Origin of the sequence: Paenibacillus humicus NBRC 102415 (assembly GCF_004000905.1) — a bacterium.
GTDB classification, from domain to species: Bacteria; Bacillota; Bacilli; order Paenibacillales; family Paenibacillaceae; genus Paenibacillus_O; species Paenibacillus_O humicus.
In genome coordinates, this window is sequence record NZ_BIMD01000035.1 from 1 (window position 1) to 23,150 (window position 23,150).

Here is a 23,150-nt window from a genome sequence, read left to right on the forward strand (position 1 = left end):
GTCGTGATTGGCGTCGCGCTCGGCGCCGCTGTCGCGCCCGTGCCTCCGGGAGCGCCGACGACGCCTGCTTCCACGCCGACCGCCTGGCCCTGCTGCAATGCGCTGCCGTTCAAGCTTGCGCCTCCGGCCTTGGCCGTCAGGCGTCCGATGGAGCCTTGCACGCTCAGCGACGTGCTGCCCGCACGCTCGCCGAGCTCGACCTCGTCCGCCGTGGACCCGCTGCCGATCTCGACTGACGCCGGGCTGTCGACCGACAGCCTGCCGGTCCGGCTGCCGTCCTCAAGCACGACGCGCACCGGGGAGCCGGCCTTGTCGATGACGACCGAGCCGGCGCTGGAATGCTTGAAATGAATGCTGTTGACGCCGCCCCCCTGAACGAGGACCCGTCCTTCCACCGTGACTCCTTCCAATGCGACATCGCCCTCGCCGACGCCGGGAGCGATATAGAGGTCGCCCTTGATGCGAGAATTCTCAAGGACCGTCTTTCCGGCCCGGACCAGCATATTGCCTTCCGAACCGTTCGTTTGCCTGCCGTCCTCCAGCACCGTCGCAGGAGCCAGCCGGTCCAGCAGCGTGACGGCTTCGGAGCGCGTAATCGACTTCTGCGGCTTCAGGCTGCCGTCGGCGTATCCTTTCAGATATCCTCCGGCAAGCAGCGCCTCAAGGGCAGGCTTGGCGTAGGCGGCAGCGCCGGCTCCGTCCGAAAAGCCGTCCAGGCTGCTGCCTGTTCCGAGCGGCAGCCTGAACAGCTTGGCCGCCATGGCCGCGGCCTCCTGGCGCGTCACCGGAGCCGACGGACGGAAGCTGCCGTCCGGATAACCCTGCGCGACACCGGCCTTCCCGACTGCCCGCACAGCCTGGGAGTACCAGGAGGCTGCCGCTACGTCGCGGTAAGGCTTGTCCGATTCCGAGCCTGCGTCGTCCAGACCGAACAGCCTGGCCATCAGTTGGGCAAGCTCGGCGCGCGTAACCGCCGCATCGGGCTTGCAGGCTCCGCCCGGATAACCGCTGGCCAGACCTGATGCCACCCATTTCTCCATGACCGGGCTTGAGCAGCCCGCTTGCGTTTCCTTGGCGGCCGGAGCCGCTCCGTAGACCGGAACGGCTCCCCCGGCGATCAGCAGCGCACCGAGCAGCGCCGCAACGGATTTTGCTTTTCCCAATGACTTCCCCTCCTGATTGGCACCGCTTACATTACTGAATCCTCCTAATAATAGCGAATGCCAAGGATGGATAATATCCCCCTAATTTCGGGTGGGGTTACTGAAATTCGGTTAGTCCTCTGCTACAGCAGCCATACGGACACATACGGACGCATACGGACGCATACGGACGCATACGGACGCAAAAAAGAACGGCTAGTCCAGCCAGCCGTTCTTCTCCGCGATCGCGCAGGCGTCGATCCGGTTCCGGGCATCCAGCTTCTGGATCGCCTCCGACAAGTAGTTGCGCACCGTGCCCGCCGACAGGAACAGCCTCCCGGCGATGTCGCCGGCCGACAGCCCTTCTCCGGCGAGCTTCAAAATTTCCCGCTCCCGCTCGTTGAGCGGATTTTCCGCCTCCCAGAACGAGAGCGCCAGCTCCGGGCTCACCGCCCGGCCTCCGGCATGGACGCTGCGCAGCGCCGCCGCCAGCTCGCTGACCGGCGAATCCTTCAGCAGGAAGCCGCGCGCGCCGGCCTTCATGGCCCGCTGGAAGTACCCCGAACGCGAGAACGTCGTCAGGATGACGACTTTGCAGGGATGCTTGCTTTCCTTCAGCTTCTCCGCCACATCCAGTCCCGTCATAAGCGGCATCTCGATGTCCAGCACGCACAGATCCGGATTCAGAGCCTGGATGAGCTCCCATGCCTGCAGGCCGTCCGCCGCCTGCCCCGCCACCTCGATATCGTCTTCCATGCCGAGCAGAGCCGCCATCGCGCCTCTCAGCATGCCCTGATCCTCCGCCAGCACGACCTTCATCGCTTCACGGCTCCCTTCGATACAAGCGGCACCGCCAGCACCAGCTCCGTTCCTTTACCCGGAGCGGAGCTTACCGCCAGGCTGCCCCCGATCAGCTTCAGCCTTTCCTTCATGCTCTCCAGCCCGCTGCCCGTGCCGGGTCCGTCCGCCGCGCATTCGGCCATGCCTCTGCCGTTGTCCCGGACAGACAGCTCCATCCGGTCCGGAACGGCCGACCAGCGTATCTCAAGCTCGGAAGCCTTGCTATGCTTGACCGCGTTCGTGACCGCCTCCCGCAGGCACATGCCGAGGATATTGTCCGCAAGCGCGGGCACGGTCCCCTCGGGCGGCATGCTCCCTGCGTTCAGCGCGATGCCCGCCGCCGCCAGAATCTGCCGCGCATGGAGCAGCTCATCCCGGAGCGTCGCGCCGTTCATCCCCGACACCAGCTCGCGGACCTGCTTCAAGGCCGCCCGCGAGGCGGCCTGAATATCGCGGGCTTCCTGCTCGGCCCGCGCCGGGTCTCCCCGCACGAGCCGCTCGGCCAGCTCGCCCTTCAGCGTAATGAGCGACAGCGTATGGCCCAGCGTATCGTGAAGGTCTCTCGAGATGCGCTGCCTCTCTTCGTTTTTGGACAAGCGGGCGATCTCCTCCTCGGCCATGGTCAAGCGGCTCCGCAGCTCGCGCGACCTCATCCCTATCCGGATGCCGAGCGGCATGACGAGCATGATGATCAGCGCAGGAACGAGCTGCAGCAGATCTCCGCCTTGAATCTCATCTCTCTGCTGCCATGCCGTCGCCGCGAACAGGAGCGCCATGCCGGATAATCCGGCCGCCGCCTGCCGACCCGACTTGAGGAAGCCGATGATCGGGGACGGAAAAAACGCCATGTACAAAAAGTTGATGCTGAGCCTCGTGCTGAAATAAACGATGATCGCCTGCTGCAGCAAAATGCCTGCGAGACGATGCCTCGGCTTGAGGAAGCTGTAGACATACACGGCGCTGAACGCGCCGAGCAGCCCGAACGAAGCCGCCTGCTCCCCGGCGGACAGCTGCAGGATGCTGGCGACCGGGAAGGTCAGGTAAACCAGCCAGACGAGGGGAAAATAAATAGGCGGACCCGAGCGGGGCCGCCTGCCTTTTGGGGCCATCCTACACCGCTTCCTGTTTTTTCATGATATAAGCGGATACTACCATAAACAGAATCATATAAACAGCCAGCACGCCGATCCCGCTCCAATCGACCGGCTGCCCGCCGATGAGCGCCCACGGCCCTTGGCCCATCCGGTACGTCGGCGTGAACTTGGCGATCGTCTGCATGATCTGCGGCATCGCGGAGGTCGGCATCCATAAGCCTCCGACGATGGAGAGGGACATATAGAGAATCGTCGCCAGCACCTGCACGACGTCGCTGTTCCTCATCGTGCCGAGCAGCATGCCGAGCGCCATGAAGGCGAACCCGCCTGCCCAGATCCATAGGCCGGCCTCGATCCAGACGGACGCCGGCAGATCGATCGACTTGCTCAGGCCGCCCGTCAGGAACAGGACGAGAATAAGCCCGATATTGATGGCGCCTTGAGCGGCGGCCTTGGATAGGACATAGGCGCCGGAAGGCAGCGGAGTCATGCGGAGCAGCCGGATCCAGCCTTGGGCTCGTTCCCTGGACACCCGCTGGGAGAAGGTGACCAGGCTCGCCCCGACGACGCCGTAGGAGGTCATCGACATCAGGTAATACGCCGCCCAGTTGTGCATTCCGCCTCCGTCCATCGTGCCGGTGAAGATGAAAAAGAAAGCGGCCGGCATCAAAATCGAGAAAAAGACGAAGCGGCGGTTGCGGATCGTGCGGAGCATTTCGGCGCGGCACTGCGCCCATGTCGCTCTATAGGTTTGGCTCATCGGAAATCTCTCCTTGGGATTGGGTTAAAAAAGCGGCGTCCAGCCGTTTCCCGGCCTCGCCTCTATGAAGGCTGCAGGGAATCACCCCGCCGCGTCACTGGGCTTTCTTCAGCAGATTCTGAAACGCTTCTTCCAGCCCTCCGCTTTGGATCTCGATGTCCCGCATCGGCATTTTCCTCTCCAGCAGGACGCCGATCAGCCGGTCCGTGTCCGTGCTGTACAGCCTCACCCGGCTGCCCTTCCAGTCGATATCCGCCACTCCGGGAACGACGAGCAGCATATCGCGCGTCAGCGATTCCCCCGCCGTGAACGATATAGAGCGGCCCGTCGCGGAGGCTTTGATGCTGCTCGGCGTGCCGTCGGCGATAAGCCTGCCTTGGCTGATGACCGCCGCCCGGTCGGCGATCTGATCCGCCTCCTCCAGGTAATGCGTCGTCATCAGGACGGTTTTGCCCTTGCCGGCCATCGCCCGGACCGTATCCCAGAACAGCGCGCGCGCCGTGACGTCCATGCCGACCGTCGGCTCGTCGAGGAAGAGCACCTCGGGGTCGCCTGCCGCAGCCAGCGCGAAGCCGAGCCTGCGCTGCTGTCCTCCCGACAGCGACGCCGCCAGCTTGCCCCGCTCCGCGCCGAGGCCGGAAATCGCCAGCAGCCGCTCCAGCGGGAGAGGCCGGCTGTAGTAGCTGCGGAACAGGTCGATCGTCTCTCCGACCTTGAGGTCATCGATGACGCTCGTGTCCTGCAGCATCGCCCCGATCCGGCTTCGCACCGCCCGGTCGTGCGGATCTCCGCCGAGCAGCTTCACCGTGCCGCTCGTCGGCTTCATCAAGCCGAGAATCATCGAGACCGTTGTTGTCTTGCCGGCTCCGTTCGGTCCGAGCAGCGCCGTTACGCTTCCTTTCTCGATCGTCAGGCTGAGGCGGTCGACGGCTTTTTTATCTTTGAACTGCTTCGTCACGTTATCGATCTGGATGGCAGGCTCATGCTTCATTCGTTCCACTCCCGTTCGGCCTCGCTCGGCCGTGCTCGACTTCCTGCTCTCAGCTTAAGGGAAGCGGGAGCGGACTTGAATTCAAACGTATCATCTGTTTCGCATGACAGTTGTCATACGTCGGATAAGCTCACGAGGCCGGCCTCGCCGGGCTTGGCGGCACGGCTCCTTGACTTTAGCCCGTTTATTTTCAGGAAAATTCAATTAAAAGAAAACTTGACCTGAATTGGAATCGGATTGCACATACAATGGATGCGGAGGTCAATCAAGCCTGCCCGGCCTCGAATTTTTTTCATCCGAAAAGGTGGTTGATACCATGAGCATTCCATCCGCGGCGGAGTCTCCTCCGAGCCTTTTCCGCAACCGATTCCTGCAGACGATCCTGCTATCCAGCATGCTTCTGCAGATCGGCATCTGGGTGCGGAACTTCGCGATCCTCCTCTTTGTCGCCGAGAAAACGAACAACGATCCGTACGCCATATCGCTTATCAGCGTAGCCGAATTCGCACCCATATTCGTCTTCTCGTTCATCGGCGGAACGTTCGCCGACCGCTGGCCGCCCAAACGGACGATGGTCTGGTGCGATCTGCTGTCCGCCGTTTCCGTGTTCGTCGTCCTGCTGGCCATCCATTTCGGCTCTTGGGAGTCGGTGTACCTCGTCGCCTTCATCTCCGCCATCCTGTCGCAGTTCTCCCAGCCGTCCGGAATGAGGCTGTTCAAGCAGCATGTGCCGGAAACGCAGATGCAGCAGGGCATGGCTCTGTTCCAATCGCTGCAGGCGACGTTCATGGTGCTGGGACCCATGCTCGGCACGTTCGTCTACAGCCGCTTCGGTCTGGAGACTTCGGTCGCCATCATGGGCGTCGCCTTCCTGCTCTCGGCGCTCGTCCTCGTCCGGCTGCCCAAAGATCTCCCGCAGCCGCGGGCGGCGGCAACGAAGGGGCAATTCCTCCGGGAGCTGGCGGAAGGGTTCCGGTACGTCTGGCAGAGCCAGGTGCTCCGCATGCTCGGCGCGGCCTTCATTCTGGCCGGGCTCGCGGTCGGCATCGCCCAGGCGCTCAACCTGTTCATCGTGACGGAGAGGCTAGGCCGGGACAAAGAATTCCTCCAATACCTCCTCATGGTGAGCGGCGTAGCCATGCTGATCGGGGGCGGGATCGTGGCGACATTCGCCAAGCGCGTCTCTCCCCAGCTGCTGCTGGCGACCGGCATGCTCGTCGGAGCCGTATGCACGGTCATCGTCGGCTTCTCGACGAGCGTGACGCTCACGCTCGTCACCCAGTTCGTCAACGGACTCGTGTTCCCGTGCATCCACATCGGCATCAGCACGATGATTCTGAAATGGTCGCATCCATCGATCGTCGGCCGGGTGAACGGCGTGCTGAATCCGATGTTCATCGGCATGATGGTCATCTCCATGTCCGTCGCCGGGGTGCTCAAGAGCGCATTCCCGCTCGTAGCCATCTACAGCGGCTCGGGGCTGCTGTTCCTGCTCGGCGCGATGGTCATGATGCCGATCCTGAATCATCGAGCTCCCGAACAGGCGCAGGCCGTCTCCTAGAGGGTCGAGGAATGCCGAAAAGTCGCCCCCCAAGGGGGAGGCCGCTGAAAAAGTTGTCGCTGCGTTCGCGGATCATTCTTCCGATCGCTGTTGTCCCCGTATTTCTCTGATTCTTTGCCATTTTTGCGGTCGAAATCCGGTGACAAAGGCGACCACATTCGTTTCTCCAGAACGATTCCGGAACTTTCGCTTGTTTTTCAGCCGCCCCCCCAAGGGGACGGCTTTTTTTGACGTCTTCTTCCGCTCTTCCATCGGCGCAACGAAAAAGCCCCCGGACGCCTCTTCGCTTGAAGAGTGTCCGAGGGGCTTCCCTGTGTCTTCGATAACGAAACCTCGTTGTCCGTTCTCTTTTACAGCTCCATCGTCCAGCCGAACGGATCTTCCTTCTCGCCGCGCTGCAGTCCGGTGACCTCGTCGTACAGACGCTGGGACAGTTCGCCCGTCTTGCCGCCGTTGACCGGCATCGCCTCGCCCTGCCAGTACAGCTCGCCGATCGGCGAGATGACAGCGGCGGTGCCCGTGCCGAACGCCTCCTTCAGCGTGCCGTCATGGTAGGCGTCCGCAACCTCCTGCATGGAAAGCTGGCGCTCCTCCACGTCGTAGCCCCAGTGCTTCAGCAACGTAATGACGGAGTCGCGCGTAATGCCGTGCAGGATGCTGCCGTTCAGCGCCGGCGTCACGACCTTGTCCCCGATGACGAAGAACACGTTCATGCTGCCGACTTCCTCGATGTATTTGCGGTGCACGCCGTCGAGCCAGAGCACCTGCGAGTAGCCCTTGGCCGTCGCTTCCTCCTGCGCCTGCAGGCCGGCCGCGTAGTTGCCCGCCGTCTTGGCTTCGCCGACGCCGCCAGGCACCGCGCGGACGTAGCTGGATTCCACGTAGATGGAGACGGGATTCACGCCCTCTGCGTAGTAAGCGCCGACCGGCGAGAGGATGATCATGAATTTGTACTGATGGGAAGGAGCGACGCCAAGCGTCGGCTGCGTCGCGATGACGAACGGACGCACGTACAGGGAAGTTCCTTCCTCCGACGGCACCCAGTCGCGCTCGGCCTGGATCAGCTGGCGCAGCGCCTCCAGCACGAGCTCCTCGTCGAGCTGCGGAATGCTGAGGCGGGCGTTGGACAGGTTCATCCGCTTGATGTTGCTGCGGGGACGGAACAGCAGGACGCGGCCGTCAGCGGTCAGGTACGCCTTGAGCCCTTCGAAGATCGTCTGGCCGTAGTGGAACACCTTGGCCGCCGGATCCAGCGAGATCGGCTGGTAAGGAACGATGCGGCCGTCATGCCAGCCCTGCCCTTTGTCATAGTCCAGAATAAACATATGGTCCGTGAAGCGGGTGCCGAATACCGAGCCCTGAAGCGATTCCTTCGTTCTCGGGGAAGCCGTGCGCTCATGCTTGAATTCGTATGCCATTACTCTTAACTTCCTCTCTCCGGGAGTCTGCCCGCCGGGGGCGTCCCGTTCATTCTTCTACTAGTCATCCTACCACTTGATCCCCTATAGTTAAAGGATCGGTTTCATTCAGCTTCCCATACCTTCCAGGTATGGATGCCGCTGAGCGCCCGCTCGCGGCCTTTCTTCCATTCTTCCCCAACTAGGAGGATTTCGATATGGATATGCGCCAGCTGAATTATTTCGCGACGATCGCCCGGGAAGGCCAGATTACGCGGGCCGCCCGCGCCCTGCATATGGAGCAGCCGCCGCTCAGCCGCCAGCTCAGGCAGATGGAGGAGGAGCTCGGCGTCAGGCTGTTCGACCGCACCGGCCGCAGCCTGAGGCTTACCGCCGCCGGCAAGCTGCTGCTCGAAAGGGCGGAGCGGCTCATGCGGGAATTCTCCGATGCGCTCCAGCAGGTGCGCGAGCAAGGAGAGGGCATCCGCGGCGTGCTGTCCGTCGGAGCCGTCGTTTCCTGCATCTCCCTGCTGCCGGAGCCGATCCGGCAGTTCCATGCCCGCTATCCCGAGGTGACGTTCAAGGTTCATGAAGGCGACCACTTCTCGCTCGGACAGGAGCTCGACGCGGGAGAGATCGAGCTGATCGTCACCCGGCTGCCGTTCGAGTTCGACGCCGATCCGTCCGCTTATCAGATCGCCTATCTGCCCTCCGATCCGTTCGCCGCCATTTTGCCGTCCGGCTGGCCGCTCGCGCGTCCCGGTCCGATTACGCTCGCCGAGCTTGCCAAGCATCCTTTTCTCACCTTGAAGACCGAGCGGACAACCGCCATGCATGAAAAGCTGCTGCAGGAATTCCGCCGCGCCGGCTGCGAGCCGCATGTCCTGTGCGAATGCTCCAGCGTCGCCGTCATTCTGGCCCTCGTCTCGGAAGGCATCGGAGCGACCGTCCTGCCGCGCTCCGTGCTGTCCTCGTTCCAGATGGCCGGGATCGAGCTGCGCGAGCTCGACGGCGAGAGCTTCCACTCCGAGGTCGGCATCGTCTGGCGGCGGGACCGCTACCTGTCCAAGAGCTCCGAGCGCTTCATCGAGACGCTGGTATCCGAAACGCAGGACGCCGCGGACAGCGGCTGACGCCCCCTTCGGCCCCAAGCCGTGCTACCCTCTCTTCATAAAAAAACGCAAGCGCCGGGATCAGAATCTGATCGCCTCGCTTGCGTTTATTCTTTTAAACCGCTGCCCGAAATCCGAGCTCCTGCTTGCTCAGGCAGCCTGCTGGGCAGCCAGCTTCACCAGCAGCGCCGCGGCTTGAGCGCGCGACACCGGCTCCGCCGGAGCGAACCGGCTGCCGCCGACGCCGCCCATCAGTCCGGCTTGCTGCAGCGCAGCGACCGAAGGGCGGGCCCAGACCGGAATGCCGGCCAGATCCAGATAGCTCGGCTTCTCGCCGGCGACCGTCTTGAGTCCGGCCGCTTTGGCGGCGATTACGGCAAGCTCCGCACGGCTGATCGGACGATCCGGACGGAAGCTGCCGTCCTCGTAGCCGCCGATCCAGCCGGAGGAAGCGGCTCCCGCGACAGCGCCGCGCGCCCAGGCCGGGATGCTCAAAGCATCCTTGAAGGCGGACGGGCTGCCGGATTCCGGCAGCTTCATCGCCCGCGAGAGCAGCACGGCAAGCTCCGCACGGCTGACCGAGCGTTCGGGACGGAAGCTTCCGTCCTCATAACCTTGAGCGATGCCAAGCTCCATCGCCCGGGCGATGCTGGCATAAGCCCAATGGGTCGCTGGAACGTCCTTCGCCGGTGCAGGCGTCATGCTCGGCGCCGGTGTCGGCGTCGGGCTTGCACTCGGCGCTGCGCTTGGCGTCGGCGTCGGGCTTGCGCTCGGACTTGCGCTCGGCGACGGACTTGCGCTCGGGGTCCAGACCGGACCCGTTGTCGGACTCGGGGTTGGCGCCGGGCTCGCCGATGGACTTGCGCTCGGACTTGCCGATGGGCTTGCGCTTGGCGTCGGGCTTGCCGACGGGCTTGCGCTCGGACTTGCCGACGGGCTTGCGCTTGGCGTCGGGCTCGCCGACGGGCTTGCGCTTGGCTGAACGGCTTCATTCGGCTTCACCGCAACCGCGGCCGAATTGCCGCGGCCGCCGGTCGCACGGATAGCCAGCTCATATTGGCCTTTTGGATCGGCATTTTCCAGTACATAGACGTAGCTCGTCTTGCCGGCTTCATGGTTCACCGTAGCATTCCAGTTCGCGCCAAGCGCGTCCTTCTGCTCATAAATCCGGTAAGCCGCGGGAGCCGCGCCGGCCGGAGCCGTCCATTCCAGCTGCAGCTTGCCGTCGGCATTGACGGACCACGCCGCATGCTGCACCGGTGCGGGAGCGGCATCCGTACGCTTGATTCCATAGGCATCGTACGCATCCGTGCTGCCTGCCTCCGTCGTCGTGTAGGCCTGGAAGCTGATTTCATCCTCCGTCACCCGCACGCCGGTGAACATTTCCTTGCCGGGCTGATCATACTTGGCGGCATAAGGGAACGTCGTTCCCGTTTTCACGTTGTAGCGCTTGTCGCCTGCCGCGTTCGTGATGAGGTAGAGCGTGCCCTTCGGATCGACGACCTGTCCGCCGGCATCCGGCACGATGTCGGTCTGAGGCACGTTGTTCAGCATCTGATAGCTGCGCGCATACGTATGGTCATGGCCGCCGAGCACGAGATCGACGCCCATCTCGTCGAACGCCTTCGTCAGGTCCTGGCGGAAGCTCAGGACATCGGAGTCGCTGGAGTGGTTGGCCACCGAATACATCGATTTGTGGAGCAGGACGATCTTCCATTTCTTGTCCGTGCGGGCCGCTTCGCTCTTCAGCCATTGCACCTGATTGCGGTAAATCTGCTTCTGCTCCTCGGTGCTGCTGACGAGCGAATATTCCGTATTGACGACCATGAAGTGCGCCGGGCCGTAGTCGAAGGAATACACGGAGCCGTCCGGCTTGGCGCCCGTCTGCGACACGTTCGGAAGATTGAAATGCTGCGCGTAGTCATTGTAGTTCTTGGATTCATGGTTGCCGACGAGCGGCACCAGCGGCCGGCTCATCAGAAGCTCCTTGGGCTTGTTGAAGAACCAGCTCCACTGCTCCTCGAGATCCCCGTTGTCGACCAGATCGCCCGTATTGGCGATGAAGGCCGATTGCGGGAAGCGCGCGATTCCTTCCTGAAGCGTATGCGCCCAAGTGGCGAAGTCCGCCTCCGTCGTTCCCTGCGAATCCGTCGTGTAGAGGAATGTGAAGCCTTCCGGCTGCGCCGCTTCCGTACGGAAGGAGCCTGCCGGGCTCCAATGGCCGTCCTCGCCGTCGCCGACGCGATAGACATAGTCCGTGCCCGGCTTCAGGCCGGCGGCCTTCGCCTTATGGCTGATGTACGCCGTCTTTTTGGCGGCAGTCTTGTCCGCCTTGGTCTGGAACGTCTCGATCCGCTCCGACGTCCCCTCGAACGTCGCCGCCTTGTCCGCCGGGAATTCCGTCCCTGCGCCAGCGGCAGCCTTCTCGGCGACCTGCAGCTTCGTGCCGGGGTAGTTCTCGTACGTGTACCAGGCTACGCCCAGCTCCGTGCGCGGATCGCCGTTGAATGTCAGCGCTACCGACTGGGGCAGCGGCGACTTGGACGGCTCGACCGGCGGCTGCGCCGGCGTCTTGTACGCCGTCAGCTCCATGTCGAAGTACAGGTCCGAGCTGCTCTTGCTCTGCTGATGCACCTCGACGGCGATCTGATTCGCGCCTTCCTTGACGACGCCCGCCAGCTTGTCCGTCAGATCGACGTCATCGAAGAACAGCGGTGCCGCCTTGCCCTCCACCGACAGCGTCGTGTAGCTGATCGGCCCCTCCGGCATATTGTAGCGGGCGATTTCCGCACCGTTGACATAGAGCACCATGCCGTCGTCGACGCCGAAGCTGCCGACGAACCGCTTGTAGTCCGCCGCTCCGCTGATTTGAATCGTTTTGCGGAAATAGGTCGTCAAGTATTTGTTGCTGCTGTTGCCGCCGTATCCGATCGTCGTCGCGATGCCGCCGAACTTCGACGTTGCCGTCTCGGCGCGCACGGGATACCCGAGCGGCGCGGCGCCGCTGGTCCAGGCCGTATCGTCGTACACGTTCCTCCAGACGCTTCCTTGATCGGAAGGAGTCTCCAGATACTTCCAGGAGCTGTTTCCTTCCACGAGCTTGACCGGCGTTTCCTCGACCGCCGCCTGCGCTTCCCGAGCGCCCGGCAGCGAGATGCCGACAGCGAGCGCGGCGGAGAGCACAATGCCGACACTTTTTCGTAACCATGGTTTCATTTCCCCACACCTGCCTATTCGGATAAGATTGCACTTTTGCAAGCGTACCGGTCCAGATTCATGGGAATGTCAGGAATTGATGTTCCTTTTGTAAAGATAGAAACCCTCTTCTCCAGTAAAGAAAAAAAAACGGCCCCTCTGCGCCGGCCTACGCCAGCGTCAGAATGAACCGTTCCAGCTCGTTCGCAAGGCCGTACAGGGTCGCCCGCGTCTCGAACTCCTCGCGCGTCTCCGGCAGCGGGAGCTCCTTGTGATAATCGCGGATGGCGCGCAGCTTGGCATGGTAATCCCGGCCCCCCGGAATGGAATTCCAGTTGTCGGCCAGGTCCAGCAGGAAGCCGCCGATGCGCTCCCCCTGCTCCAGCCTTCCGTCGACCTGCGAGCAGAGCGGGATGAGCACCTTCAGAATCTCCACCTGCCTGCGGCGGGTTTCATAATAGGCATAGAACAAGCTGCGGCGCCCGCTGAAGTCGTTTTCGGTCGCTTGGATTCCGAGGCTCCGCGCCTCGTCCAGCAGCTTGTCCAGCTCGAGCACCTCGCGTCCGTCCCAGCGAGTGCTTCCTTCCTTCAGATACAGCGCCAGCTCGCGCAATATATTTTCCATGCGCTGCTCGATTCCGTTTTTCAGCTCCCGCACCTTGCGGTCGATTCCGGGCATATAGAGATTGACGATCAGCGCCACCCCCAGCCCGATCAGGATGAGAAGAAGCTCGTTGCCGATAAATTTCAGCGTCACGCCCTCATGGATATATACATGCATCATGATGACGGAGCTGCTCGCGATGCCTCCCTGAATGCCGAGCTTCACGCAGAGGGGAATCAGGATCAAATAGATGGGAACGAACAGAAGCGCGTAATAACCGGCCCATTCAAAGAAAGCTCCCGACAGGGCGATGGAAATCAAACAGGCGAACAGCCGGTCCAATATGGCCGACAGGCTCTGCCTGCGGGTCTTTTGAATGCAGAGCAGGGTCAGAATGCCCGCCGATGCGAAGTTGAGCAGTCCGAGCTGCTGCGCGAGGAGGACGGACAGGCTGACTCCGACGGCGGTTTTCCAGGTACGAAATCCGATTCGCATGATGAGGCTCCTTGTTAGATAAAGAAATCGTCTTCAACGATAAGATAAGCTATTATACCATCCCTCCTGGCGCCTTTTCGAACCGAAAAAGACTCGACAAAGGAAAATATGCCCTGTCCTCTATGAAATTTATCCCTTATCCGCCATGTCTTTTCGTGGTCCAATAGAGAAGCGGACTCCACGAAGGAGCCGCTACGAAAGGGGATGCACTTATGAAAAGCAAAGGCTTGGCCCTGACGCTCGTCCTTCTGCTGCTCGTCTCGCTGCTGCCGGCCACCGTATTCGGCGCCGCGGCCTGGACACCCGGAACGGCCTACAAGACGGGAGACGTCGTCACGTACAGCGGCAAGGATTACAAATGCCTGCAATCCCATACCGCCCTTGCGGGCTGGGAGCCGCCGAACGTGCCGGCGCTTTGGACGGCGACCGGCGGCACGACGCCGACTCCGACGCCTAGCGCTACACCGGCTCCGACCGTCACGCCGACTCCGACTCCAAAACCGACCGTAACCCCGGCCCCTACGGCCACTCCGAAACCGACAGCCACTCCGACCGCGACTCCGATTCCTACCGTGACCCCGACTCCGACGCCGAAGCCGACCGCGACTCCGTCCACCGGCAAAGTGGTCGTCGGCTACTGGCATAACTTCGACAACGGCTCCGGCGTCATCCCGCTGCGAAATGTTTCGAACAACTTCAACGTCATCAACGTCAGCTTCGCCGAGACGCTCAGCGACCACGCGACGCTCACGTTTACCCCGTTCCAGACGACGCCGGCGCAGTTCAAGGCCGATGTCGCCTACCTGCAAAGCCAAGGCAAGCGCGTCCACATCTCCATCGGCGGCGCCAACGCCACGGTGGATCTGGAAACGGCGGCGAACAAGGCCAGCTTCGTCAGCTCTCTTAAATCCATCATCGACACCTATGGCTTCGACGGCATCGACATCGACCTGGAAGGCGCCTCTCTCTCCCTGAACGGCGGCGATTCCGACTTCAAAAATCCGACGACGCCCAAAATCGTCAATCTGATCGCCGCCATCAAGGAAATCATGACGGCATACGGCTCCGGCTTCGACCTGACGATGGCTCCCGAGACGGCTTACGTCCAAGGCGGCCAGATCGCCTACGGCGGACCTTGGGGAGCTTACCTGCCCGTCATCTACGCCGTCCGCGACCAGCTCGACTACATCCATGTCCAGCACTACAACAGCGGCTCCATGCAAGCGCTCGACGGCAAGTCCTATTCCCAGGGCACGGCCGACTTCCAGGTCGCCATGGCCGAGGTGCTGCTGAAAGGGTTCGCGGTCGCCGGCAACGCCGCCAACATGTTCCCCGCCCTGCGCGCGGATCAAGTCGCCATCGGGCTGCCGTCCTCGCCGGCCGCTGCGGGCGGCGGCTACACCGCTCCGGCCGACATCGTGAAGGCTCTGAACTACATCACCAAAGGCCAGTCGTTCGGCGGCGGCTACAAGCTGCAGACTCCGGCCGGCTACGCAGGCTTCCGCGGCGTCATGACGTGGTCGATCAACTGGGACGCGACACCGGCTACGCCTGGTCCAATGCGATGAAGAGCTACTTCGGCTGAATGCGGTGATGCAGACTGAATGCAAATAAAAAAGCAAAAGCGGCTCCAAAGCGCCTGACTGGCGTTTCGGAGCCGCTTTTTTTGCGTCCGGGAATCCGTTCCCCGGCTTTCAATCCGTCAAGCATGGCCCTTTCAAGGCCGGGGACCGATCCCGCCGCTCTTCGGCCCGGATACCCGCCCGCCTACGTCAAACCGCCCTCCGGACGAAATACAGCAAGCCGGAGCAGAGGAAGACGAGGAAGCTGCCCCCGATAACGGCGAGCAAAGTCTCCAGCGAGACGTTGAACGCGCCGAAGCCGTACGTATCCTGCGGCACCATGGCCAGCAGCGGCTGCACCCACGGGTACCAGGGAGCGAAGTCCCGCGAGTTGGCGACGAGCATGTTGGGGAGCGTGAAGACGACGTTGACCGCGAGCGGCGCCGCGAAGCTCTGAAAAGCGGTGGACGCGAGCAGCTGGAGCGCGGCCAGAGGAAGGCAGGCGAGCCAGCCTCCGAAAGCCGACATGCCGATCATGCCCCAAGGAACGGGAGCATCCAGCCCGCGCAGCAGCCCGGCTCCGGCAATGGCGGCGCACATCAGCAGCTGCAGGATGGCGGCCAGCGCCATGATCGCCGCAAGCTTCGCTCCATAGACAGCCGCAGGCCGGACCGGGAGGGCGAGCAGCTGCTTCCAGCCGCCGGAAGCATGCTCGAAGCGGCAGAGCAGTGCCGCGAAGATGCCGACCAGCAGCGGGAGAAAGAGGTAGCCGTGCACCATCGCGCCGACTGCGAGCACTTCCCTCCAAGCCTGGGCGCCCCCGCTGTCGAGACTGGATCTCCAGCTGGCGACGAAAGCCAGCAGCGGGCTTGCAGGCAGCAGCAGCCAAATGATGGAGCGCCTCAGCTTGATCCACTCCGATGCCAATAACCTCGCCATGTCAGCTCACGTCCTTTCGGGCAAAATGGGCATAACCGATCAGCAGCACGAGTACGCCGAGCGCGAGCCCGGAGCCGGCAGCCTGAAGGGCATCGGCGGAGCGTACGGCCCGGTCCGGCCAGCCCCAGGGCATCCAGGCCGGCATCAGCAAGCTGAACATGGAGAGCACCATGCCGAGCGTGCCGACGGTAAGCGGCAGCGCCTGATTCGCCATGACGATCGACAGCCAGCTCTGCAGGGCGATGAAGGGGAGCGCGGCCAAGTAAGGCAGGTAAGACTGGCGGACGATTTCCGCCCACGGAACCTGCGGATCGAAGCCGAGCAGCAAGCCCATTCCGAGAGTCAGCAGCAGGAGCAGCGTGCAGGAGGCCAGCAGCAGCAGGAGCGACAGCATCACTTTGCCCCCGAACACCTGCAGCCGGGTAACCGGAAGAGCGAGCAGCTGCTTCCAGGCGCCGGCCTGATGCTCGATGCCCGCGGACATGGAGGCGACCAGCGCCAGGCCGATGAACAAAGCCGGCAGCATAAGGGATCCTACCTGCTGCAGCAGACCTTCCCATGGAGAATCTCCGTACAGCTTCATCAAGTAATCGTACCGCAAGCCGTAGTTGACCGCCTGCAGGCCGATGACGCCGACGGGGCCGAGCGCGGCAAGCATCCATAACAGCTTGCGGCGGATCTTGAGCAGCTCCACCGAGAGCATGCGGCCGATCACAGGCTGCCTCCCGTCCCGGTCATCTCCAGGAAGACGCTCTCGAGGGACGAACGCTCTTCCTCCACCCGGTACACGGAGTGGCCGCGCCTCACGAGTTCCGCCACGATGGAGGCTACCGTCCGGTCGGCCGCGCCGCCTACCGTCAGCCTGCTCTGGTCGCGCTCGGCTTCGAACCCGAGCTCCAGCAGCCGCTTCCAAGCGTCTTCCGGCTCGCTGACGGAGAAGCGGATCCTGCCGGCCGTCCTCGCCTTGAGGCTGGCGATGCTGTCCTGGTAGATCAGGCTGCCGCTGCGGATGATGCCCACCTTCGTCGCCATCAGCTCGACCTCCGAGAGCAGATGGCTGGAGAGCAGGATCGTCACTCCCCGCTGGCCGGGCAGGCTTTTGATCAGCTCGCGCATTTCCTGGATGCCCGCCGGATCGAGGCCGTTGGTCGGCTCGTCGAGAATGAGCAGCCTCGGGTTGCCGAGCAGCGCAGCCGCGATGCCGAGCCGCTGCTTCATCCCGAGCGAGTAGCCTTTGACGGCGCGGCCGGCATCCTTCTCCAGCCGCACGATCGACAGCGCCTCGGCGATTCTCTCCTTGGGCACGTCCAGGAGCCGGCGAATGACCTCCAGATTTTCCGTACCGGTCAGATGGCCGTAATACGACGGATATTCAACCAGCGAGCCAACATGACGGAGTATTTCCATCCGGTTCGCCGCCAAGCTCTTTCCGAATACCGTCACGCCGCCTCTCGTCGGCTTGGCAAGGCCGAGCAGCATGCGGATCGTCGTCGTCTTGCCGGCTCCGTTGGGGCCGAGAAAGCCGTAGATGTCGCCTTCCCCGATCCGCAGATCCACATCGCGGACCACCGCTTTGCCGCCAAGCTTCTTGGTCAGCCCTTTCGTTTCCAGCAGCCAGGAGCCGCTTGCCTGCTTCATCATCTTCATCAGGAATCACCTCTGCATCCATCGTAACGGGCCGAGGTTAAAATCCGGGACGGGCCGAGGTTAAAAAGCGGTTAAAAAGCGCGGCGGAAGGAAAGAGCCGAGGGCTCGCCGCCCCCGGCTCTCGCAAGTCGTTTTTTTCCGATCAGCTCTCCTGATTTTCCTCAAGCCGGTTGACCGCCAGCAGCAGCTTGTCCTCATAATCCATCTCGACTATAAAAATTCATGCCGCCTATCCGGCTTGATGCGGTAGGAAAAATCTTTGACATACATGGACGGATTCATCTCCTTTTTACGGAACCGAACCAGCTCCTACACGGTGTCTTGTTCCGGCCTGACCGCAACCGTCGTTCCTCCTTCGCCGGAGCTCACTTCCTTGCGAAGACCCATCTCCTTCAGCATCAGCTGCACGATGGACAGGCCGAGCCCGCTTCCCTTGTTCGGCGAGTCGCCGCCAAGCCCCGGCCCTTTATCCTCAATGAGGAGCCGGCCTCCCCCGTCCCCGACGATGCGAACAGCCGTCCAGCCTCCCGAAGCAGCGTGCCGGAGGGCGTTCTGCAGCAGATTGTCCAGCACCCGCTCCAGCCAGTGAGGATCGGTATGCCAATAGACGGGAGCATCCGGAAGCTCCGGCTCCAATTCCATGCCGGCCTGCTCGAAGGCGGGATACCAGGCGGCCAGCTGCGTTCTCGCCAGCCGCACGATATCCGTCTTCTCCGGCCGGTAGGCGTATTTGCCCGCGGACAGCAGGCTGTAGGAGAACAGATTCTCAATCAGCTGCGACAAGTAATCCAGCTTGCCGCCGATCAGCGCCACCGACCTGCGTCCCTGGTCGCTCAGCGGCTCCCGCTCCAGAGAGTATGCATGGCTGCGCACGACGGTGAGCGGGGTGCGCAGATCATGCGACAGCCGCGCCACAAGCTCGCGCCGCAGCGACTCCTCCTCGGCTTCGCGGCGGCGTCCGGCCTCGAGCTCGCGGATCATGCCGTTGAAGCTCTCCTCCAGGCGGCCGACCTCGTCCGCTCCCGACACCTCCACAGGCAGCGGCAGCCCGCTGCCCGACGGCTGCTCCATCGCCGCCTGCAGCCTTACCAGCCGCTTGCGGATGCGATTGAAGAACAAGAGGCTGACCGTGAGGAACAGTCCCAGCAGGACAATGGCGCCGGCCGTGTATGCGGTTCCTCCGAGCATCCCCAGCCGCTGTCCATAAGGCAGCGTGAGGTATCGGGGCACCTGCATGGCCATGAAGCCCTGCTCGCCATCCTTGCCGATGAACGCCACGACCGAATATTTTGTCCCGTTGACCGCTTCCTTCATGAAATCCACCGTGTACACGGATGACCACACCCGGGGCAGGTCTTCGTTGAAGGGGAGGCTTGCCCGCAGCCGGCTCCCGCCGTCTACCCAGAAGACGCTGGACCTGGGATAGCGGCTGTGCCACGACTCCAGGCTGCGGACGATCGTCTCCGGATCGGCATGCCGGAGCGAGGCCGCCTCCCGGTGCCACTCCTCGATCAGCCTGCTCGTGTCCGCATAGGGGTTGTCCCTCTCCTTGGGGGAGACAAGCCCGGAGATGACGACCGACCCCGTTCCCACCATGAGCAGGGCGACGGGCAGGACGACAAGGGCCGACACAATGATCAGAAGATATCGGACCAGCAGAGACGGCCGGCGCGCGGCCCCGAACAGCCTTTTCACGGCTTCACCCGGTATCCGATGCCCCGGACCGTCTCCACGATCCGCGGCTGGGCCGGATCCAGCTCGATTCTCTCCCTCAGGTACCGGATATGCACCATGACGGTTTTGTCCCCTTCCATGTATGGCTCTCCCCAGACCGCTTCGTAGATCTGCTCCTTGGTCAGGATGCGCCCGGCATGGCGAAGCAGGTACAGCAAAATCTGCAGCTGCTTGGGGGTGAGAGCGATCTCGGTCCCGCTGCGGGAATCCGTTACCGTCAGCTCCCGGGGGCGCACCTCCAGATGGCCGATGAGGACCGCATCTTCGCCCCCTTGCCCCGATCGGCGCAGCAGCACCTCCAGCCTGGCGGCCAGCTCGTCGGGATGGAACGGCTTGGTCACGTAATCGTCCGCGAAGCCGAGACCGTGCAGCTTGTCCTCGACCGCTGTGCGGGCGGACAGCATCAGGATCGGCAGCTCGGGGCGCCGCTTCTTGAGCCTCCTGCCGACGGAGAAGCCGTCGAGGCCCGGCAGCATGACGTCCAGAACGGCTACGTCGGCCGCTCCGGCATGCTCCTCCGCCTTCTCGCCCGACTGCAGCCACGTCACCTCGTAGCCTCTCCGGACAAGATCGTCCGCGAGCCAGGCGCCGATCTCGGCGTCGTCTTCGATGTAGAGAATTCTTGCGCGTGCCGCCATCGGGCGCACCTCCTGTTCGTCTTTATATCATAGTATTAGCTAGCGGATCCACGGAAGTTAAACTTCGTTTAAAAGTTTCATGGGCAGACATAAATGAGCCTTGGCTGTGATCGCCAAGGCTCATTTATGGGCATTTAAGAAGACTGAACTTTAGTTTCTGCTTTAGCTATTAATTTTCGGAGACCCTCTAAAAAAACCATATAACTGTGGGAACGGTTGTTATCAAAACTCATATATCTTGAGATGGCTTTTGATCCTGCTAGCTTTTGATATTTCCCGACAAGCCTTCTCAATTCTTGAGCAGGGTTAGCCAGCCGATCAGGATCACGGAATTTAGCTTTATTTTGCAGCTCTTCTATTCCTTCACTATGAAATGCTTTTCCGACTGCTTCAAGATCGCCAAGAAACCAAGATTCCAACTCATGACATACGATTCGCACCAATGTATCCGGTCTCCCCGCCTCTCGGCAAAGGGCACTCAGGTTTTCCTTGATTTTAATGCAATCGCCGGAATCTTTGTCGCGTAGAATGACAAAGTAAGTATTTGGTGTCTGAAAAGCTCTTAGCTTGATTGGAATGGATTTTTCCAAATCCGATTTCCCCTCGTGCTTAATCGTGCGAAATGCAACATGTGAAGGCAACAGTTTAGGCAAAATGACATCCAGAACGGATTTCATCGAAATCTCTTCCAGCAAGAATACGAGCATCATAGGCTTGGACCCGCTCCATGAAAGAAGCCTTGCTTCCATAGATATCCGGGCAAATCTCCTTCACGAACAAGATTCCGTAAAAGGTCATTGTCACTGGCTCTACTGACTTGACTGAAACCTTCTTCCTTGGTCAGCCAAAATAGTTCCTGGAGCTGTACTCCATTCACAAAATCAGGCGAATGAGTAGAGATGAAAACTTGTCCGCCCTCTTCTGTATAGGATCTAAATTCTTCTGCAAGCTCATAGAGTAGCTCAGGATGAAGCTGATTTTCTGGTTCTTCAATGCAAAGAAGCGGATGCGGCTTGGGATCATTCAACAGGACTAGATAAGCGAACATTTTAATTGTGCCGTCCGAAACATAACGAGCCACAAAGGGGTCTTTGAATGATCCGTCCTGAAAACGAAGAACGATTCTGCCGTCTTCAGTTTCTGTCGCCTCCACAGATTTCACACCGGGGACTCTTTGCTCCATTTTACGCAAAATTCCATGAAATTTTTCCGGATAATGTTCATACAGAAACTGTGACACCAAGGGAAGATTTTCTCCCGTTGGTGATAGATGTTCTGCATATCCAGCATCTTGGCTTGACCTTGCAGCATGAATATGGAAATCAGATACATGCCAGCCTTCAATTAACCTTCTGAAAGCAGCGACCTGTTTAAATTTTTGAAATTGACCTAATCCTTTTATGGCTAGAATGTCCGGAGAATCTAGCTTTTGTTCTTCCCTTTTCTCTTCTGCCCCCGTTTGACCATACTCATTCTCGTTAATAATTGCCGTACCAGATCCTCTGGAAAAATCAAGAAAGTGCCATGGTTTTCCATACTGTCCTCTGCGATATTTGAGAAGTTCTTTACTAACAATTGGCAACCCTTTTTCATCGAGATCAATATGCAGCTCATATGTAACCAAAGGTTCGCTAGGACCAGGTCTAAATTTGATTTCAAACTCAATAGGCCCTTTTTCCCCTCTGGATATGACCTCTTTAAATCCGCCTCTTTTAGTCAAAGCAGCCCTCACGTTGTCGACCAGGGAATCGTGAAGAAAACCGAAAGCATCAAACAAGGTCGATTTCCCTGAACCGTTTGCGCCTAAAAAGACAACCATGCTCGGCAGGCTGTTCAACTTTAAATCTTTAAATACTTTATAGTTTTTCAATCGCAGACTTTCAATATGCACAGTCTTCACCCTTTAGAAAGTATTGACCAGCATCGGCAACCTCTGACTCTATTATATACGTCAGGAAGAACGATTACTCCTGCCAGTCAACTCCCTCCCAAAAAAGTTATCCTCATAATCAACATGTACTGTTGTTTTTTATCCCAGAAGATGTTTTGAACCGTTGAAGTCCGCCAGCGTCTTGCCACTGTTGTTGTACCAGAACACTTTCTTTTCATGGGAAGTAGAGCCATCCCCGCAGGCATGGTGAATTTGACGTCGGCTTTGCCGCTGGAGTCGGTGTAGCGGTAATAGACCGAATCGGTTACCATGCTGTCAACGACTTCACTCCATTCCCCGGCGGCCGATGGCCGCTGGCTTTAATAATAGTGTCACTCTCAAAAACCATCATAGAGTTAGGATATCGAAGATTTGTAAAACAGGCGTCAACCCGAAGTATAGAAACAGCAAAGGAGCCGATCGCCCATGAACCGCAACGACCGCCTCATCGCCCTGCTGATCGCGCTGCAGCGCAATTCCTTTACAGCCTCGCAGCTCGCGGAGCGTTTCGAGGTGTCTGTGAGAACGATTTTGCGGGACATGCAGTCGCTCTCTGAGATGGGTGTGCCGCTCTACTCCGCGACCGGTCCCGGCGGAGGCTTCCGCCTCATGGAGGGCTACCTGCTGCCTCCGCTTCAGCTCGATACGCAGGAAGCGCTGACGGCGCTGTTCGCTCTGCATGCCGTTACCCGCTTCGGCGACAGCCCTTTCAACCGGGAACGCTGGACGGTGCTGGACAAGATCCGGGCCTTGCTGCCCGAGGAGACGCTTCGGCAGATCGAGCCGATCTTGGGCAAAATGCATCTGGAGGTGCCTCGGCGAAGCGTCCGTTCCCCTATGCTTCCGCTGCTGCTGGAGCTGCTTGCCGAGTCGCGCATTTTCCGGACGCTGTACCGCTCCCAGACAACCAGGCGCTGGCTGGAGCTGCACCCGCTGCGGGTGTTTGCGGCGCACGGCTTCTGGTACTGCGAGGCGTTCTCCCCTCTGCACGGGGAAGCCCGAACGTTCCGCGTCGACCGGATGGACGAGCTGCATCCTTTGGAGGAGGAGGGAGACCGCAACAAGTGCAAAGGCGGGCAGGCGGAAAGCAGCGCAGCGCCTCGCAGCAGCCTTGCCGGCGCAGCCGGGGACAGCAGCACGGATGAAGATACACTTCTCCGCGTTGAGGTGCCCGGCGAGCTGTCTGCGGCTTCGGCTGTCGCCGCAGCTGCAGGCAGCTCGATTCCCATCGCGGTCCGGCTCACCTACCGCGGCTCCCTGCTGGCTGAGCAGGACGAGCATATCGGAGAACTCGTGGAGCAGGTCGGAGACGAGGAATGGGAGCTCCGCTTCGATTGCCCGGCCGCCGAATGGACATGGGCGGTCCGCTTTTTCTACGGAATGGGACTGGATGCGGAGGTGCTGTCGCCTCCGGAGCTGCGGGCAGCTGTCGCCTCTATGGCGGCCTCCGTGCTGGAGAGGTACAATGAAGATTCCGATAGCGGATGCTCCTGAAGACGGGAGATTCCG

Annotated in this window: 20 protein-coding genes; 4 read left to right on the forward strand and 16 right to left on the reverse strand. The window is 61.0% G+C overall.

All coding sequences use genetic code 11. From position 1 onward, the window contains the following. The 5 genes from PHU01S_RS18485 to PHU01S_RS18505 form a co-directional block, all read right to left on the reverse strand. Positions 1-1,163: S-layer homology domain-containing protein (locus PHU01S_RS18485; RefSeq protein WP_164763108.1), on the reverse strand; the 1,163-nt coding region annotated here is incomplete at its 3' end. A gap of 195 nt (positions 1,164-1,358) precedes the next feature. Then, complete coding sequence (locus tag PHU01S_RS18490) at positions 1,359-1,961, reverse strand: response regulator transcription factor (protein ID WP_127509078.1); 603 nt, start codon at positions 1,959-1,961, stop codon at positions 1,359-1,361. Next, a complete protein-coding gene (locus PHU01S_RS18495; RefSeq protein WP_127509081.1) occupies positions 1,958-3,091 on the reverse strand; it encodes a sensor histidine kinase in 1,134 nt (377 codons plus the stop codon). The genes PHU01S_RS18490 and PHU01S_RS18495 overlap by 4 nt, the downstream gene beginning before the upstream one ends. A 1-nt stretch (position 3,092) precedes the next feature. Then, positions 3,093-3,836 (reverse strand): ABC transporter permease, encoded by a 744-nt coding sequence (locus PHU01S_RS18500; protein ID WP_021881488.1) that lies wholly within the window; start codon positions 3,834-3,836, stop codon positions 3,093-3,095. Between the two features lie 94 nt (positions 3,837-3,930). Continuing rightward, positions 3,931-4,827 carry an ABC transporter ATP-binding protein gene (locus PHU01S_RS18505; RefSeq protein WP_127509084.1) on the reverse strand — a complete coding sequence of 299 codons (897 nt, stop codon included), beginning with the start codon at positions 4,825-4,827 and terminating at the stop codon, positions 3,931-3,933. A gap of 316 nt (positions 4,828-5,143) precedes the next feature. On the opposite strand from PHU01S_RS18505, the gene PHU01S_RS18510 reads away from it, so the two are divergent. After that, positions 5,144-6,388, forward strand: a complete 1,245-nt coding sequence (locus PHU01S_RS18510) for an MFS transporter (RefSeq protein ID WP_048745479.1) — start codon at positions 5,144-5,146, stop codon at positions 6,386-6,388. Between the two features lie 350 nt (positions 6,389-6,738). Here PHU01S_RS18510 and PHU01S_RS18515 read toward each other — a convergent pair whose 3' ends face one another. Continuing rightward, a complete protein-coding gene (locus tag PHU01S_RS18515; RefSeq protein ID WP_021881485.1) occupies positions 6,739-7,806 on the reverse strand; it encodes a branched-chain amino acid aminotransferase in 1,068 nt (355 codons plus the stop codon). Between the two features lie 197 nt (positions 7,807-8,003). Here PHU01S_RS18515 and PHU01S_RS18520 point away from each other — a divergent pair, with 197 nt between their 5' ends. Then, on the forward strand, positions 8,004-8,918 hold the full coding sequence (locus PHU01S_RS18520; RefSeq protein WP_049868788.1) for a LysR family transcriptional regulator: 915 nt from the start codon (positions 8,004-8,006) through the stop codon (positions 8,916-8,918). Positions 8,919-9,047: 129 nt separating this feature from the next. On the opposite strand, the gene PHU01S_RS18525 is transcribed toward PHU01S_RS18520, so the two are convergent. Then, positions 9,048-12,113, reverse strand: coding sequence for an S-layer homology domain-containing protein (locus PHU01S_RS18525; protein WP_127509087.1), 3,066 nt, complete (start codon positions 12,111-12,113; stop codon positions 9,048-9,050). Positions 12,114-12,261: 148 nt separating this feature from the next. Continuing rightward, complete coding sequence (locus tag PHU01S_RS18530) at positions 12,262-13,191, reverse strand: aromatic acid exporter family protein (protein ID WP_048745475.1); 930 nt, start codon at positions 13,189-13,191, stop codon at positions 12,262-12,264. 212 nt (positions 13,192-13,403) lie between these two features. Between PHU01S_RS18530 and PHU01S_RS18535 the strand changes: the two genes are divergently transcribed. Next, positions 13,404-14,759, forward strand: coding sequence for a carbohydrate-binding protein (locus tag PHU01S_RS18535; protein ID WP_164763109.1), 1,356 nt, complete (start codon positions 13,404-13,406; stop codon positions 14,757-14,759). A gap of 204 nt (positions 14,760-14,963) precedes the next feature. Here PHU01S_RS18535 and PHU01S_RS18540 read toward each other — a convergent pair whose 3' ends face one another. The 8 genes from PHU01S_RS18540 to PHU01S_RS26405 form a co-directional block, all read right to left on the reverse strand. Then, on the reverse strand, positions 14,964-15,692 hold the full coding sequence (locus tag PHU01S_RS18540) for an ABC transporter permease (RefSeq protein ID WP_127509090.1): 729 nt from the start codon (positions 15,690-15,692) through the stop codon (positions 14,964-14,966). Position 15,693: 1 nt separating this feature from the next. Further along, positions 15,694-16,407: an ABC transporter permease gene (locus PHU01S_RS18545; RefSeq protein WP_246029275.1), complete on the reverse strand. Its 714-nt coding sequence runs from the start codon at positions 16,405-16,407 to the stop codon at positions 15,694-15,696. After that, positions 16,404-17,339, reverse strand: a complete 936-nt coding sequence (locus PHU01S_RS18550; RefSeq protein WP_373864546.1) for an ABC transporter ATP-binding protein — start codon at positions 17,337-17,339, stop codon at positions 16,404-16,406. Before PHU01S_RS18550 ends, PHU01S_RS18545 begins: the two co-directional genes overlap by 4 nt. 309 nt (positions 17,340-17,648) lie before the next feature. After that, positions 17,649-19,034: a HAMP domain-containing sensor histidine kinase gene (locus PHU01S_RS18555; protein ID WP_127509094.1), complete on the reverse strand. Its 1,386-nt coding sequence runs from the start codon at positions 19,032-19,034 to the stop codon at positions 17,649-17,651. Further along, entirely contained in the window at positions 19,031-19,711 is a 681-nt protein-coding gene (locus PHU01S_RS18560) for a response regulator transcription factor (RefSeq protein WP_127509097.1), read from the reverse strand. Before PHU01S_RS18560 ends, PHU01S_RS18555 begins: the two co-directional genes overlap by 4 nt. Before the next feature lie 134 nt (positions 19,712-19,845). Then, the gene (locus PHU01S_RS18565; protein ID WP_218032471.1) at positions 19,846-20,406 is read right to left on the reverse strand and encodes a DUF4276 family protein; all 561 of its coding nucleotides are present in this window, start codon (positions 20,404-20,406) and stop codon (positions 19,846-19,848) included. Between the two features lie 11 nt (positions 20,407-20,417). Continuing rightward, a complete protein-coding gene (locus PHU01S_RS18570) occupies positions 20,418-21,611 on the reverse strand; it encodes an AAA family ATPase (RefSeq protein WP_218032472.1) in 1,194 nt (397 codons plus the stop codon). A gap of 77 nt (positions 21,612-21,688) precedes the next feature. Then, positions 21,689-21,913 (reverse strand): hypothetical protein, encoded by a 225-nt coding sequence (locus PHU01S_RS26405; RefSeq protein ID WP_127509103.1) that lies wholly within the window; start codon positions 21,911-21,913, stop codon positions 21,689-21,691. A 154-nt stretch (positions 21,914-22,067) separates the two neighbouring features. On the opposite strand from PHU01S_RS26405, the gene PHU01S_RS18580 reads away from it, so the two are divergent. Then, positions 22,068-23,135: a helix-turn-helix transcriptional regulator gene (locus PHU01S_RS18580; protein WP_127509106.1), complete on the forward strand. Its 1,068-nt coding sequence runs from the start codon at positions 22,068-22,070 to the stop codon at positions 23,133-23,135. The last annotated feature ends 15 nt before the right edge of the window (positions 23,136-23,150 follow it).

Coding starts and splice junctions, on each gene's coding strand:
- PHU01S_RS18495 (WP_127509081.1), bottom strand. CDS start 3,091: ATGGCCCCAAAAGGCAGGCGGCCCCGCTCGGGTCCGCCTATTTATTTT.
- PHU01S_RS18500 (WP_021881488.1), bottom strand. CDS start 3,836: ATGAGCCAAACCTATAGAGCGACATGGGCGCAGTGCCGCGCCGAAATG.
- PHU01S_RS18535 (WP_164763109.1), top strand. CDS start 13,404: ATGAAAAGCAAAGGCTTGGCCCTGACGCTCGTCCTTCTGCTGCTCGTC.
- PHU01S_RS18505 (WP_127509084.1), bottom strand. CDS start 4,827: ATGAAGCATGAGCCTGCCATCCAGATCGATAACGTGACGAAGCAGTTC.
- PHU01S_RS18510 (WP_048745479.1), top strand. CDS start 5,144: ATGAGCATTCCATCCGCGGCGGAGTCTCCTCCGAGCCTTTTCCGCAAC.
- PHU01S_RS18515 (WP_021881485.1), bottom strand. CDS start 7,806: ATGGCATACGAATTCAAGCATGAGCGCACGGCTTCCCCGAGAACGAAG.
- PHU01S_RS18560 (WP_127509097.1), bottom strand. CDS start 19,711: ATGGCGGCACGCGCAAGAATTCTCTACATCGAAGACGACGCCGAGATC.
- PHU01S_RS18525 (WP_127509087.1), bottom strand. CDS start 12,113: ATGAAACCATGGTTACGAAAAAGTGTCGGCATTGTGCTCTCCGCCGCG.
- PHU01S_RS18540 (WP_127509090.1), bottom strand. CDS start 15,692: ATGGCGAGGTTATTGGCATCGGAGTGGATCAAGCTGAGGCGCTCCATC.
- PHU01S_RS18530 (WP_048745475.1), bottom strand. CDS start 13,191: ATGCGAATCGGATTTCGTACCTGGAAAACCGCCGTCGGAGTCAGCCTG.
- PHU01S_RS18490 (WP_127509078.1), bottom strand. CDS start 1,961: ATGAAGGTCGTGCTGGCGGAGGATCAGGGCATGCTGAGAGGCGCGATG.
- PHU01S_RS18580 (WP_127509106.1), top strand. CDS start 22,068: ATGAACCGCAACGACCGCCTCATCGCCCTGCTGATCGCGCTGCAGCGC.
- PHU01S_RS26405 (WP_127509103.1), bottom strand. CDS start 21,913: ATGGTAACCGATTCGGTCTATTACCGCTACACCGACTCCAGCGGCAAA.
- PHU01S_RS18520 (WP_049868788.1), top strand. CDS start 8,004: ATGGATATGCGCCAGCTGAATTATTTCGCGACGATCGCCCGGGAAGGC.
- PHU01S_RS18550 (WP_373864546.1), bottom strand. CDS start 17,339: ATGAAGATGATGAAGCAGGCAAGCGGCTCCTGGCTGCTGGAAACGAAA.